Source organism: Mesorhizobium sp. B2-7-3 (assembly GCF_006440715.1).
GTDB classification, from domain to species: Bacteria; Pseudomonadota; Alphaproteobacteria; order Rhizobiales; family Rhizobiaceae; genus Mesorhizobium; species Mesorhizobium australicum.
Genome location: NZ_VFTY01000010.1, coordinates 111,521 through 125,601, shown reverse-complemented (window position 1 = coordinate 125,601; position 14,081 = coordinate 111,521). Strand labels below are relative to the sequence as shown.

14 protein-coding genes and 1 riboswitch are annotated in these 14,081 nt (G+C 63.3%); of the genes, 10 read left to right on the top strand and 4 right to left on the bottom strand.

The genetic code is table 11. From position 1 onward, the window contains the following. Positions 1-40 precede the first annotated feature (40 nt). The 7 genes from FJW04_RS22295 (at position 41) to FJW04_RS22265 (ending at position 5,255) form a co-directional block, all read left to right on the top strand. Positions 41-1,168 carry an S-(hydroxymethyl)glutathione dehydrogenase/class III alcohol dehydrogenase gene (locus tag FJW04_RS22295; RefSeq protein ID WP_140716766.1) on the top strand — a complete coding sequence of 376 codons (1,128 nt, stop codon included), beginning with the start codon at positions 41-43 and terminating at the stop codon, positions 1,166-1,168. Positions 1,169-1,236: 68 nt separating this feature from the next. After that, positions 1,237-1,806: an S-(hydroxymethyl)glutathione synthase gene (gfa, locus tag FJW04_RS22290; RefSeq protein ID WP_140716764.1), complete on the top strand. Its 570-nt coding sequence runs from the start codon at positions 1,237-1,239 to the stop codon at positions 1,804-1,806. A 64-nt stretch (positions 1,807-1,870) separates the two neighbouring features. Beyond that, positions 1,871-2,338 carry a YaiI/YqxD family protein gene (locus FJW04_RS22285; protein ID WP_015317609.1) on the top strand — a complete coding sequence of 156 codons (468 nt, stop codon included), beginning with the start codon at positions 1,871-1,873 and terminating at the stop codon, positions 2,336-2,338. Between the two features lie 30 nt (positions 2,339-2,368). Then, entirely contained in the window at positions 2,369-3,046 is a 678-nt protein-coding gene (locus tag FJW04_RS22280) for a DUF1345 domain-containing protein (protein WP_015317608.1), read from the top strand. A 97-nt stretch (positions 3,047-3,143) separates the two neighbouring features. Beyond that, positions 3,144-4,025, top strand: coding sequence for a cytochrome b/b6 domain-containing protein (locus FJW04_RS22275; RefSeq protein ID WP_140716762.1), 882 nt, complete (start codon positions 3,144-3,146; stop codon positions 4,023-4,025). Position 4,026: 1 nt separating this feature from the next. Beyond that, positions 4,027-4,818 (top strand): molybdopterin-binding protein, encoded by a 792-nt coding sequence (locus FJW04_RS22270; RefSeq protein ID WP_140716760.1) that lies wholly within the window; start codon positions 4,027-4,029, stop codon positions 4,816-4,818. Between the two features lie 38 nt (positions 4,819-4,856). Further along, positions 4,857-5,255, top strand: a complete 399-nt coding sequence (locus FJW04_RS22265) for a GNAT family N-acetyltransferase (protein ID WP_140716758.1) — start codon at positions 4,857-4,859, stop codon at positions 5,253-5,255. On the opposite strand, the gene FJW04_RS22260 is transcribed toward FJW04_RS22265, so the two are convergent. Continuing rightward, complete coding sequence (locus FJW04_RS22260; protein WP_140716756.1) at positions 5,252-6,253, bottom strand: hypothetical protein; 1,002 nt, start codon at positions 6,251-6,253, stop codon at positions 5,252-5,254. The genes FJW04_RS22265 and FJW04_RS22260 overlap by 4 nt on opposite strands. 174 nt (positions 6,254-6,427) lie before the next feature. Then, a riboswitch (glycine riboswitch) is annotated at positions 6,428-6,514 on the top strand. 149 nt (positions 6,515-6,663) lie between these two features. Here FJW04_RS22260 and gcvT point away from each other — a divergent pair. The 3 genes from gcvT to gcvP are packed head-to-tail and all read left to right on the top strand — an operon-like array spanning position 6,664 to position 10,966. Continuing rightward, entirely contained in the window at positions 6,664-7,764 is a 1,101-nt protein-coding gene (gene gcvT, locus FJW04_RS22255) for a glycine cleavage system aminomethyltransferase GcvT (RefSeq protein WP_140716754.1), read from the top strand. 5 nt (positions 7,765-7,769) lie between these two features. Then, positions 7,770-8,138 carry a glycine cleavage system protein GcvH gene (gene gcvH / locus FJW04_RS22250; RefSeq protein WP_140716752.1) on the top strand — a complete coding sequence of 123 codons (369 nt, stop codon included), beginning with the start codon at positions 7,770-7,772 and terminating at the stop codon, positions 8,136-8,138. A gap of 17 nt (positions 8,139-8,155) precedes the next feature. Further along, positions 8,156-10,966: an aminomethyl-transferring glycine dehydrogenase gene (gene gcvP, locus FJW04_RS22245; RefSeq protein WP_140716750.1), complete on the top strand. Its 2,811-nt coding sequence runs from the start codon at positions 8,156-8,158 to the stop codon at positions 10,964-10,966. On the opposite strand, the gene FJW04_RS22240 is transcribed toward gcvP, so the two are convergent. From FJW04_RS22240 to FJW04_RS22230, 3 genes are all read right to left on the bottom strand, one after another. Then, entirely contained in the window at positions 10,967-12,142 is a 1,176-nt protein-coding gene (locus FJW04_RS22240) for a GGDEF domain-containing protein (RefSeq protein ID WP_015317600.1), read from the bottom strand. A gap of 173 nt (positions 12,143-12,315) precedes the next feature. Further along, complete coding sequence (locus tag FJW04_RS22235; protein ID WP_015317599.1) at positions 12,316-12,789, bottom strand: tetratricopeptide repeat protein; 474 nt, start codon at positions 12,787-12,789, stop codon at positions 12,316-12,318. A gap of 329 nt (positions 12,790-13,118) precedes the next feature. Continuing rightward, positions 13,119-14,081 (bottom strand): type II secretion system F family protein, encoded by a 963-nt coding sequence (locus FJW04_RS22230; RefSeq protein ID WP_140616159.1) that lies wholly within the window; start codon positions 14,079-14,081, stop codon positions 13,119-13,121.

Sequence of the window (14,081 nt, the reverse complement as noted above, 5' to 3'; positions counted from 1 at the left end):
TGAAACCTTGGCTCAAAATCGCCTTTGGAGGAATTGCCCGATGAAAACCCGCGCCGCTGTCGCTGTCGCCGCCGGAAAGCCGCTGGAGATCATGGAGGTCGACCTTGATGGACCGCGCGATGGCGAGGTGCTGGTCGAGATCAAGGCGACCGGCATCTGCCACACCGACGAATTCACGCTGTCGGGCGCCGATCCCGAAGGCCTGTTTCCCGCCATTCTCGGCCATGAGGGCGCCGGCGTGGTGGTCGATGTCGGCAAGGGCGTCACTTCGGTCAAGAAGGGCGATCATGTCATCCCGCTCTATACGCCCGAATGCCGTCAGTGCCCGTCGTGTTTGTCGAGGAAGACCAATCTGTGCACCGCCATCCGTGCCACCCAGGGGCAAGGGTTGATGCCGGACGGCTCGTCGCGCTTTTCGATCGGCAAGGACAAGATCTTCCACTACATGGGCTGCTCGACCTTCTCCAACTTCACCGTGCTGCCGGAGATCGCGGTGGCCAAGGTCAACCCCGACGCGCCCTTCGACAAGATCTGCTACATCGGCTGCGGCGTCACCACCGGTATTGGTGCGGTCATCAACACCGCCAAGGTCGAGCAAGGCGCGACAGCGGTGGTCTTCGGCCTCGGCGGCATCGGCCTCAACGTCATCCAGGGCCTGAAGCTTGCCGGCGCCGACATGATCATCGGTGTCGACCTGAACAACGACAAGAAGGAATGGGGCGAGCGCTTCGGCATGACGCATTTCGTCAATCCGAAGGAGATCGACGGCGACATCGTGCCTTATCTCGTCAACATGACCAAGCGCGGTGCCGACCAGATCGGCGGCGCCGACTACACATTCGACTGCACCGGCAACACCAAGGTCATGCGCCAGGCGCTGGAGGCCTCGCATCGCGGCTGGGGCAAGTCGGTCGTCATCGGCGTCGCCGGCGCCGGCCAGGAGATCTCGACCCGGCCGTTCCAGCTGGTCACCGGACGCAGCTGGATGGGCACCGCCTTCGGCGGTGCGCGCGGCCGCACCGACGTGCCGAGAATCGTCGACTGGTACATGGACGGCAAGATCCAGATCGACCCGATGATCACCCACACGCTCAAGCTCGAGGACATCAACAAGGGATTCGATCTCATGCATGAGGGCAAGTCGATCCGGAGTGTCGTGGTTTACTAAAAGACAGCCACACGCCGCCGGCCATCCGGCCGGCGACCCCTGTGGTGAAACATGGGAGGAGAGAAACAATGGCGGAGAAACTGCACCCAAAGATCGACAATGGGCTGCCCAGGGAGAGCGCCGGCTTTGCCGGCGGCACGCTGGTCTGCGCCTGCACCAGCAAGCCGGTCAAGGTGAAGGTCAAGGGCCAGATCGCCCACAACCACGCCTGTGGCTGCACCAAATGCTGGAAACCCGACGGTGCTGTATTCTCGGTGGTTGCGGTAGCCGGCACCGGCGATGTCACCGTCACAGAGAACGGCGACAAGCTCAAGGTGGTCGACCCCTCGGCGCTGATCCAGCGTCATGCCTGCACTCAATGCGGCGTCCACATGCACGGGCCGGTCGAGCGCGACCATCCGTTCAAGGGCCTGTCCTTCATCCATCCCGAGCGCTTCGAGGAAGACGGCTGGTCGCCTCCGGGCTTCACCGCCTTCGTCTCCTCGATCATCGAATCGGGTGTCGACCCAAGCCGCATGGACGGCATTCGCGGCAGGCTGAGGACGATCGGGCTGGAACCCTATGACTGCCTCAATCCGGGCCTGATGGACTATATCGCCACCTGGACGGCGAAGAAATCCGGCGCCCTGCCGGCCTGACGACCGAGAGATTTCAGGCAGGGGCCGGATATGTTTCCGGCCCCTGCTCGTTTCCGGAGAGACAATGCCCGCACCCGCCATCTACGTCGACGCCGACGCCTGCCCGGTCAAGGCGGAGGTAGAAAAGGTCGCCGAGCGCCATGGCGTCGTCGTCACCTATGTTTCCAATGGCGGTCTGCGCCCCTCCCGCGACCCGATGATCCGCAATGTCGTGGTCTCCAAGAGTGCCGATGCCGCCGACGACTGGATCGTCGAGAACACCAAGCCCAACGACATCGTGGTGACGGCGGACATTCCGCTCGCCGCCCGCACGGTGGCGCTCGGCGCGCATGTGCTTGGACCGACCGGGCGGCCGTTCACGCCCGAGACGATCGGCATGGCGGTGGCGATGCGGGACCTCAAACAGCATTTGCGCGAAACCGGCGAGAGCAAGGGCTACAATGCCAGCTTCGCGCCGCAGGATCGTTCCCGGTTCCTGGGTGAACTTGACCGCATCTTGCGGCGCGCGCTGAAATCCGCCACACCGGGCTAGCAACAAAGCGCCATCCAGCTAGAGACCGCCATGGCCGCCGAAACCCCGATCAAGAAACCGATGCAGCGCCACATGCTGTTCGCGGTGTCGGCCTGTATCGGTGCGTTTGCGCTGCTTGTGGCGCTGCTGCTGCACGCCCCACTCGCCTATTCGATCGGCGCCAACATATTTTTTGCCGCTTACGTCCTTCTTGTCGTCAGCCAGATGCCCAAATTCACCGGCAAGTATCTGAGCAAGAATGCACGCGCCACCGATCAGCCGGTGCTGGTGATCTTCGCGGTCACGCTCGTTGTCGTCGGCGTTGCCCTTGTCTCCCTGTTCCTGCTGATCAATCGCAAGGATGGGGATCACCCGATCGAACTCGGCTTCGCACTGCTGTCGATCCCGCTCGGCTGGTTCACCATCCATGCCATGGCTGCGCTCCACTATGCCCATGTCTACTGGATGGACGGCGACGCGGTCGACGCCGGCACCAATAAGAAGATTCCGGTCGGCGGCCTGCTGTTCCCGGGCGACAAACGCCCCGAGGGCTGGGATTTCCTCTATTTCTCGACCGTCATCGGCATGACGGCGCAGACCGCCGACACCAACATCTCGACGACGCACATGCGCTGCGTCGTGCTTGTCCACTCGGTCCTGTCGTTCTTCTTCAACACGGTCATCGTCGCCGCCGCCGTCAATCTCGCCGTCAGCCTGGGCGGTCCGTAATAAATCCGTGATCGCATGAAACATCGGTTTGGATCGCGACGTATCAAGAGGACAATGAACGCTTAGGACAAGCCGCAAGGCCGGGAGACCAGACAAGATGGAATCGGTTGCCAGAAGCCAATCCGAAATTGGACCGGGCGTCCCCGCGTCAAAAGAGAAAACATTGATCTACCGGCAGTCGCGCTGGACGCGGCTGACACACTGGCTATGGGCTATCTCGTTGTTTTTCATGCTGCTGTCCGGCCTGCAGATCTTCAATGCCCGCCCGCAGCTCTACATCGGCAAGCAATCCGGCTTTGACTACAACAACACCATTTTCGCCATAGGCGCCGAAAACACCAATGCCGGGCCGCGCGGCTACACCGAAATCTTCGGGCACCGCTTCGACACGACAGGCGTCCTCGGCTGGTCGGGCCCGGCCGGTAACGAGACGGCGCGCGGTTTCCCGTCCTGGGCGACGATCCCGTCCTACTATGACCTCGGTACCGCCCGCGTGATCCATTTCTTCTTCGCCTGGATATTGACGACGACGTTGATCGTCTGGCTCGTCGCCAGCCTGATCAACGGCCACATCCGCCGCGATCTGGCGCCTCGCCTGGATGACCTCAAACGCTTGCCACGGGACATCGCGAACCACGCCAGGCTGAAATTCCACCACACGCGCGAATACAACACGCTGCAGAAGATGGCCTATGGCGGCGTGCTGTTTGTGCTCTTGCCGCTGATGATCATCACCGGCCTTGCAATGTCGCCGAGCATGAATTCGGTGCTGCCCTTCCTCAATGAATTGACCGGTGGCCGGCAGACGGCACGCACCATCCATTTCACCGTCATGGTGCTGCTGGTCGCCTTCTTCGTCATTCACATCCTGATGATCCTCGCCGCCGGCCCGATCAACGAACTGCGCTCGATCATCACCGGCTGGTACCGCACCGATCCTCCCGTGCATGACGACAAGACGTCCGAGAGGAGTGCCTGAGATGGCGAAATTTGAGATCAGCCGCCGAAAGTTCCTCACCGCCGCCAGCCTCGGCGCGTCCGGCATCATGCTGTCGGGCTGCGACGCCTTCGACAGCCAGCTCAGCATCGGCAGCGGCCTGCGCAGTTTCCTCGAAAACGCCAATGGCCTGACCCACAAGGCACAACGGTTGCTCGGCGGCGGCAATTCGCTGGCGCCCGAATTCACCGAGGCTGACATCCGTCAGCCAATGCGGCCGAACGGCGTGACCGCGCCGGACGACGACGCTTACAAGGCCCTGCTCGCCAACAACTTCACCGATTGGCGCCTGGAAGTATCAGGACTCGTCGAAAAGCCGCTGTCGCTCACCCGCGAGCAGCTCATGAACATGCCGAGCCGCACCCAGATCACCCGACACGATTGCGTCGAAGGCTGGAGCTGCATCGCCAAATGGACCGGCACGCCACTGGCGCTGCTGCTCGACCAGGCGGTGGTCAAGCCACAGGCCCGCTATGTCATGTTCCATTGCCTCGACACGATCGACCGCAGCCTGTCAGGCGACATCAAATATTACGGCACGATCGACCTCATCGATGCCCGCCATCCGCAAACGATCCTTGCCTACGGCCTGAACGGCAAGCCGCTGCCGGTCGAGAACGGCGCGCCGCTGCGTGTCCGCGTCGAGCGCCAGCTCGGCTACAAAATGCCGAAATATCTCTACAAGATCGAACTGGTCGACGGCTTCGCCACTATCGGCGGCGGCCGGGGCGGCTATTGGGAAGACAACGGCTATGACTGGTATGGCGGGATTTGATGGTCCCTCGCATACGGGCCGAGCACGATTTGTCCCCCATGGAATTGAGTTCGCTCGAGGATCGTCTCAACCGCGATAACCGACGTATGATCGACCGCGACGATGACCGAGGGCTGACCTTTGTCGTCCGCGATGGCGCGGGACACGCGGTCGGAGTAGCCGCCGGCTACTCCTGGGCGGGCACGTCCGAACTGACCTTGATGTGGATAGACGAGGCTCACCGAGGTCGCGGCTACGCAAGGCAGTTGCTCGACGCCTTTGTCGCGGAGGCCGCCGATCGCGGTGTCAGGAAAATCTGGGTCTCCAGCCACGACTTCCAGGCACCAGATCTCTATGAAAAGGCTGGCTTCGAGCGTATGGCCGAATTCTCGGGATGGCCCGAAGGCCGTTCCAATATCATTCTTTGCAAAACAATAGCAGCGGACGGCGGGGCTTAGGCAACCTTGTCGAGCAACGGCTTCAGCGCCGGATGAATTTCCGGCGAGGCATGCTTGATCAGGGTCAGCAGTGCGCGCTCATTCTCGTACAGGGGCCGGTTCACCCCGATATGTCCCACCAGCCACTTTGCCTCACCGGCATCGATCGTCTCGGCACGGCGGGCCAGCGCCTCGGCGGCCCTGTTCTTGGCCTCCCATTCGGTCTCTATGTCGTCAGGAGAGCGGTAGGCCTCGATGATACCGGCAAGACCACCGGAGATCATGCGGCTGAAGAAGCCGCCGATTTCCGGATCGGCATGATCGAGGAAAGTCTCCTGGCGCAGCGCCACCTCGCGGGTGGGCGCCTCATAACCGGCCGAGCACATGACGAAATTGGCGACCGCCTTGACGAACAGGTCGTTCCAGGACGGATCGTTATTGGCCTGGGCGGTCCGCTCGTTGATCCTGAACAGCACCTCGGCCTCGGCTTGGGTGATGGCGATGTTGCCGTCGCCACCATGGGCATGCAGGATGCGGCGCAAAAGCTCGACTTCGGCCCTGGCGATCAGTCCGGGCACCAGCGCGCCGCCAAGCGTCAGCGGTCCCTTACCGTCGACGACGGCGTGGGCGACCTGCTCCAGCGCGTAGACGCAAAGCCGGCTCGGCGAGGATTTCGCCTCTTCCAGCACATGGACCAGCAATTCGAGTTCGGTCCGGCTGTCGACCATGCCGTCGCGCGAAATCGTGCGGACCAGCCAGTCGGCATTCTCCCCCGAAATGTAGCCCAAGGGCTTTTCCTGATGGACGATGTAGTCGGTGACCGCCTCGACGAAGAACGGCGCCCATTCAGCGCATTTGTCCCGCGCCGTGTGGTCGAGCGCGAACAAGGCCTCGGCTTCGCCCCGGCTCACCACGCCGTCGGCGAACACGTCGCGGCGCAGCATCACGACATCCTCTGAAGCAATGCGGTTATTCGAAGTCAGCCCCGCCACCGGAGCACTCATGATCAACTCGCCCATCTGTCGTCCCCGTCCGCCCCAAAGCGTCACATCGGTCAGCTTTATCAGGAGTGTCTTGAAAAACCGGCAAACGGCGTGGTTAGCGAAGACTTGTCAGAACAATGTCGCTGGGAGGTGACAAGGTGTCGTCGACGGGCTATGGATGGCGCGTCGAGGGCTCAGGGTTCTGAGTCCTACCTGTTTGCGGGAGAGAGCAGCGAGAGCTGCCGCCGAAGGGGAAATCGCCCGAAATCTCTCAGGCAAAAGAACCGTAGACGGGAAAGACACTCTGGAAAGTCGGGGCTTGCCCCCGCGCCGAAGGTGTAAGCGCCGCTGACAGAGTTCCGGCTGCGCGAGTCTCTCAGGCTTCAGACAGAGGGGCACGGACTGGTCGCCATCAGCGGCCGATTGCGTGCGACTCTGGAGGCGACATGACGGGCGACGACGACAAACACCTTCCCCTCGAAGATATTCATGCGGCTGCCGGAGCGCGCTTCGGCGCCTTTGCCGGCTGGTCGATGCCACTGACCTATCCGGCCGGCGTCATGAAAGAGCATCTTCACACCCGCGAGCATGCGGGGTTGTTCGACATCTCGCATATGAAACTGTTCGAGGTCAGTGGCCCGGAAGCGGTTGCGCTGTTGAACCGCGCCTGCCCGCTGGACGCCGGCGCGCTCGAAATCTCGCAGTCAAAGCTATCCTTTTTCCTGAACGAAGCAGGCGGCATTCTCGACGACCTGATCGTCACCCGACTCGGCGACACCAGGTTCATGGTGGTCGCCAATGCCGGCAATGCCGTCGCCGACGAAAAGCATTTGCGCGCCCTGGCGACCGATTTCGAGGTGAAGGTCGAGCCGCTCGACCGCGTCTTCCTGGCGATCCAGGGTCCCGAAGCCTGGGCTGCACTCTCCCGCGCCGGCATCGAGACCGGCTCGCTGCTGTTCATGCATGGGGTCGAGCCGCGAAAAAACTGGTTCATGAGCCGGTCCGGCTACACCGGCGAGGACGGTTTCGAGATCGGCCTGCCGGAAGCCGATGCGCGTGACCTTGTCACCAAGCTGCTGGAGGATGAACGCGTGCTTTGGATCGGCCTTGCCGCGCGCGACAGCCTGCGGCTGGAGGCCGGCCTCTGCCTGCATGGCCAGGACATCACGCCCGAGACCGACCCGGCCGCGGCGGCGCTGATGTGGGCGATCCCGAAAGAAATCCGTGCCTCCGGCACCTTCATTGGCGCCGACGCCTTGCGCGCCGCGGTGGAACGTGGTCCGGCGCAGAAGCGCGTCGGGCTGAAACCGGAGGGTCGCCAGCCGGTGCGCGCCGGTGCCGCGCTGTTCGAAGCCGACGGCAATCCTGCCGGCCATGTCACATCGGGCGGCTTCGGCCCTTCCGCCGGCCATCCGGTCGCCATGGGTTATGTCTCCACGCCGCTGGCAAAGCCCGGAACGCGGATTTTCGCCGACGTGCGCGGCACGAAGATCCCAGTCGATGTCAGTTCTCTGCCCTTCACCCCTCATCGCTACCGCAAAGGATGAATTCCATGGCAACAACCTATTTCACATCGGATCACGAGTGGCTCAGCGTCGAGGGCGGCATCGCCACCGTCGGCATCACCGATTACGCGCAGGAGCAGCTCGGCGACCTCGTCTTCGTGGAACTGCCGGAAACGGGAAAGAAGCTCGCCAAGGGCGACACCGCCGTCGTGGTCGAGTCCGTCAAGGCAGCCTCGGACGTTTATGCGCCGGTCGATGGCGAAATCACCGAAGCCAATGGCACGCTGTCGTCCGACCCCTCGCTGGTCAACTCGGCGGCAACCGGGGCCGGATGGCTGTGGAAGATGAAGCTCGTCGACGAAAGTCAGCTCGCCAGCCTCATGGATGAGGCCGCCTACAAAGCCCATATCGCCTGACATCGGGACGTATTGACATGACCGCCGCTCCCTACCCCTTCTCGGCCCGCCACATTGGACCCGGCCTTGCCGACGTCAGAGCCATGCTCGCCGTCATCGGTGTTCCCTCGGTCGAGACACTGATCAGCCAGGCCGTGCCGAGATCGATCCGCCTCGACCAGCCGCTGGACCTCCCCGCGCCGGCCAGCGAAGCCGAAGCTCTCGCCGAATTGTCGGTGATCATGGCAAGAAATACGGTGCTGAAAAGCTTTATCGGCGCCGGTTACCACGGCGTCCACGTGCCGCCGGTCATCCAGCGCAATCTGTTCGAGAATCCGGCCTGGTACACCGCCTACACGCCCTATCAGGCCGAGATCAGCCAGGGCCGGCTCGAAATGCTGTTCAACTTCCAGACGCTGGTCACCGAACTGACCGGCCTGCCGGTGGCATCGGCTTCACTGCTCGACGAGGCGACCGCCGTCGCCGAAGCGGTTGGCATTGCGCTGCGCCACCACCGCGACAAGCGCACCAAGGTGGCGCTTGCGGGCACGCCGCACCCGCAGACGCTGGACGTCGTGCGCACCCGCGCCGAGCCGCTCGGCATCGAGATCGACGGCGAGACGATCGACGACAACACCGCCGCCCTGCTCGTCTCCTGGCCTGACACCTTTGGCGTCTATGGCGACCACAAGGCGGCGATCGAAAAAGCGCGCGCCACTGGCGCCATTGTCGTCTTCATCGCCGACCCGCTTGGTCTGACGCTGACCGACGCGCCGGCGAAACTCGGCGCCGACATCGCGGTCGGCCCGATGCAGCGCTTTGGAGTGCCGATGGGCTTTGGCGGCCCGCATGCGGCCTATTGCGCGGTCTCCGACAAGCTGACGCGACTGATGCCCGGCCGCCTGGTCGGTCAGTCGACCGACAGCAAGGGCCGTCCCGGCTACCGCCTCGCCTTGCAGACGCGCGAGCAGCATATCCGCCGCGACAAGGCGACGTCCAACATCTGCACCGCACAGGCCCTGCTTGCCAATATGGCCACCGCCTACGCCATCTGGCACGGCCCGGTCGGCCTGCAGGCGATCGCCGGGCGCATACACGCGCTGGCCAACCGCTTGGCAAGCGGCCTCGAGGCGGCGGGCGTATCGGTGCTCGGCTCCAGCCGCTTCGACACGGTGACGGTGGAGACCAACGGCAAGGCCGCCCAGATCGCGGTCGCCGCCGAAAAGACCGGCCGGCTGCTGCGTGTGCTCGATGCCGACCATGTCGGCATCAGTTTCGACGAGACCTCGACCGACACCGATCTCGACGCGATCGCGGCCTTGTTCGATGCCAAGGCTGCCGCTTCCGCCGACAGCACGTTGCCCGGCAAGCCGCGTGGCAAGGAGTTTTTGACCCAGCCGGTCTTTCACGAGAACAAGTCGGAAACCGAGATGATGCGCTTTCTGCGCCGGCTGGCCGACAAGGACCTGGCGCTCGACCGCGCCATGATCCCGCTGGGCTCCTGTACCATGAAGCTCAACGCCGCGGCGGAAATGATGCCGGTGAGTTGGCCAAGCATCGCCAATTTGCATCCCTTCGCGCCGGCAAGCCATTCGGCCGGCTACCGCGCCATGATCGGCGAACTGGAAGGCTGGCTGTCGGAGATCACCGGCTTCGACGCCGTGACCTTGCAGCCCAATGCCGGCAGCCAGGGCGAATATGCCGGGCTGCTCGCCATTCGCGCCTATCACCGTTCGCGCGGCGAGGGCCATCGTACCGTCTGCCTGATCCCGTCTTCCGCGCATGGCACCAATCCGGCGAGTGCCGCGATGGCCGGTATGAGCGTCGTCGTCGTGCGCTGCCTGGAAGACGGCAACATCGACATGGACGATATGCGCGCCAAGGCCAACGAGCATTCCAAGAATCTCGCGGCGCTGATGTTCACCTATCCCTCTACCCACGGCGTCTACGAGGAAGGCGCCCGCCACCTCTGCGCCCTCATCCATGAGCATGGCGGCCAGGTCTATTTCGATGGCGCCAACCTCAACGCGCTGGTCGGCCTTGCTCGGCCAGGCGACATCGGCGCCGACGTCTGTCACATGAACCTGCACAAGACCTTCTGCATCCCGCATGGCGGCGGTGGCCCGGGTGTCGGTCCGATCGGTGTCAGGGCGCATCTGAAGCCCTATCTGCCCGGCCATGTCAGCGAAGGCTCGGCTCATGCCGTGGCCGCCGCTCCCTTCGGCAGCGCTTCCATCCTGCCGATCACCTGGATGTACATCCGCATGATGGGCGCTTCCGGCCTGAAGCAGGCGACCGAGACAGCGATCGTTTCGGCCAACTATGTGGCGACGCGGCTCGCCCCGCATTTCCCGCTGCTTTACAAGGGCAGGAGCGATCGCGTCGCCCACGAATGCATCCTCGACACCCGCGTGCTCAAGGAGAGCGCCGGCATCAGTGTCGAGGACATCGCCAAGCGCCTGATCGATTATGGTTTCCACGCGCCGACGATGTCGTTTCCGGTCGCCGGCACGCTGATGGTGGAGCCGACCGAGTCCGAACCCAAGCGCGAGTTGGATCGCTTCTGCGAGGCCATGATCGCCATTGCCGGCGAAGCGGCGAAAGTGGCCAAAGGCGAATGGCCCTTGGCCGACAATCCGCTGGTCAACGCACCGCACACATCGGCCGAGGCGCTGGCCGGTCAATGGACCCATCCGTATTCGCGTCTGGAGGCGGCCTATCCCGCCGGCGATGCCGACACGGCGACGAAGTACTGGCCGCCGGTGTCGCGCATCGACAATGTCGCCGGCGACCGTAATCTGGTCTGCTCCTGCCCGCCGCTGTCGGATTACCTCGGCGCGGCCGAATAGCTACGCGGAACGCAAGGCCGGCTCGACCACGTCGGCCCTGCCCGTCTTTTTGCGGCCGATGACGCAATTTCGCCCCGCACGCTTGGCGGCATAGAGCGTGGCGTCGGCCCTGGCCAGCACCTCATCGAGGGTGCTGCCGTCGGCCTCGCCGAAGCCAATCCCGCCGCTGACCGTGCTGCGCAAGGGCCCGAGCGCGGTGGGCACGACTTCCGTGCCGAAAGCGACGCCGATCTTGCTGGCGAGGTCATAGGCCCGCTCTTCCGTCACGCGCGACATGACGATTGCGAACTCCTCGCCGCCCAGGCGAAAGGCGTCGACCCCGGTTCTGGCATATCTCCTGATGACGGCGGCGAAGCGGCACAGGACCTGGTCCCCGACCGGGTGTCCATAGATGTCGTTCGTCCGCTTGAAATGATCGAGATCGAACATGACGATCGCCATGAACGGGCCGAAGGTGCGCTCGCCATAAAGCGACGCCAGCCCCCGACGGTTCATCAGTCCGGTCAACGGGTCGGTCATGGTCTCGGCCTTGAGCTCGATCTGCGCCTGCAGATGGTGGAGCGAAAGCGTCAACGCGCCAAGGCCTGTCATACAGGCCACCGCCACGACCGAGTTAAGGCGTTCGGCCCAATTGTCGGGCGCGACGCCGAGCGTCCACTGGCCTTTGGCCATCAGAACCACGCCGCAAAGGGCAAACGACAGCGCACAGGTGCCGCTCAGGAACGATACCACCAGGAGAATACGGCGATCGTGACTGCCATTGATCCAGAACATGGCCCCGATCGTCGAGAGCAGCGCGGTAACCGTCGCGTAGGTGATCACGAAGCCGACCCCGTCAAGGCCCATGAAAGTCACGGCCGCGCAGACAGCCATGGCGGCAAATGTCGGCGCGATCGCACGCCTGTGCTCGCGCACGCCGAGATACTGCATGGCCGAAATGCAGATGATGAGAAAACCCAGGCTGAGTAGCGCCAGCGCGATCTGGCAAAGCAGCGGATCGGGCTCCCTGGTATAGCGCCAGAACAGGATCACATGCGCGACGAGCACGATAATGCCGCACGCCACTGTCAGCACGAAGCCCGCCCGCGGCGCCGTGAGCCAGATCGCAACCATGGTAGCGGCTAGACAGGTACCCGACAGCGCGGCTGCGAGCAGGAGCGAACTGAAATCCAGCATATCGGGCGGAGGCCTCTCGAGCGTCGGCGGTTGCGCCGCATTCTAGGTCAGCGGCAGCCCTCGGATATGATTTTCGGGCGATCTCTCGGCCCAAGCTGCGAATAGGGTTTACAAAGCGTCGATGCCACCTGTGCCAAAATCGCCCCCCTGGACGGCGCGACCATCAACCGGCATCAGCCCTTGTTCAGCAAGGCGAGGTTGGCGTCGACAACGGTGGGATCGGTCATGCCGGCCTTCGCCTCGAGCAGCAGCGCCCGGGCCTTCTTCTTGTTGCCGCGCAACAGTTGCGAATAACCCATATTGTTGACGATCTGCGGCTTGCGGCCGGCAACCTTCAGGAGCTGGCCGTAGGCGCGGTCGGCGAAGTCGAAGCGGCCAAGTTCGTCATAGGAAGCCGCGAGCCCCATCCAGGCCTCGGCATTGTCGGCCTTCAGCTCGACGGCCTTGCGGAAATGCGCTTCGGCAAGACCATAATTGGCATCGCGAAACTGTGCCTTGCCTTCCGCCAGGTCGGATGTGGCGACATCCTTCCCTTCAGGCTGGATCGCAGTGGTCTTGGTCGTGTCGACGTTATTGTTCGTCGTACACCCGCTGATCATTAGGACGGCTGCCATCATGGCCATCGCCGCAAATTTTATCTGACGCATGCCCTGCCCCGTCGCCCGATTTGCCGGGTCGTTCTTCGGGAAAGAGACTACAGAAGAGCGATTAAGCTTCGGTGCCGAAATGCAGCTAACTTTCAGTTTCCGGAATAGCAATCATTAACCACCGGCGCGTGCCCCTCAAATCTCCGCGGACGCGAGCGGCGCCGCAGCGAGGCCCAGCAAGAGGGTGCGCAACAATATTTGCATGGACTTCTCGCTCATTTAGGCCGAAGCGGGTCCGATTTACCTGCCGTACCCAATAACTTTCTTGCAATCGCCTCGGCGGACTTTTGCGGTGAACACCATCACCTCGCCCGCACTCCAAAATACAGCTAATGGGCCGTCATTTTGACGATGATGGGAATGACCGCGATCATCAGCACCACCGGCAGGATGCAGACCACGACCGGCACCGACATCTTGGCCGGCAAGGCATGGGCCTTCTCCTCGGCCAGCGACATGCGCTTGTGGCGCATTTCGTCTGAAAACACCCTGAGCGCGCCCGACAGGCTGGTGCCGAGTTCCTTCGACTGCTGCAGGAGCGTGGCGAAGGAGCGTACCTCGTCCAGGCTGAGACGATCGGCGAGCGCCTTCAGCGCGTCGTCCAGGCTGCGCCCCGCCCGAAGTTCCAAGCACACGAGCTGCAGGTTCTGGCTGAGCGACGGATAGCTCTTGGCGAGTTCTTTCGAAACGCGCTCGACGCCGGCTTCCATGCTCATGCCGGCGTCCGAACAGACGATCATCAGGTCCATGAAATCGGGGAAGCCGTTGCGGTATTCGCGCATCTTCTCGCGCACCTTCTGGGTCAGCACGAGACCCGGCAAAAAATAGCCGGCGGCCCCCGACAGGATGATGAAGGTCCACCGGCTGGTCATGGTCGCGTCGGGACTGGCCATCCACCGGTTGAGCACGAAGACCGCGAACGTCGTGCCGATCATTGCCGTGAACCGGATGAGGAAGAACATGCCGACGGCGCGCGGCTCCATGTAGCCCGCCTGGATGAGCTTCAGGCGCAGGCGAGCGACATTTTCCGGGTCGCTCTTGGCATAGAATTCCTGCGCCCTCTTCACCGCTTGCTCGCGCACGACGCCGCTATTCTTCTTCTGCACAGGTTCGGGTCTGGCGGCCACCGGACCCTGGTCGACCTTGAGCCGGCGCTTGACGTCGTTGCGGTCGCCCTTCGCCACCAGCATCGGCCAGGCGACAGCGGCCGCTCCCGCGGCAAGCAGGAGGACGGCCACCGGCATCAGCGAGGTCGGCGCGAGGGAAGCGAGGAATTCAATGACGCTTTGCAT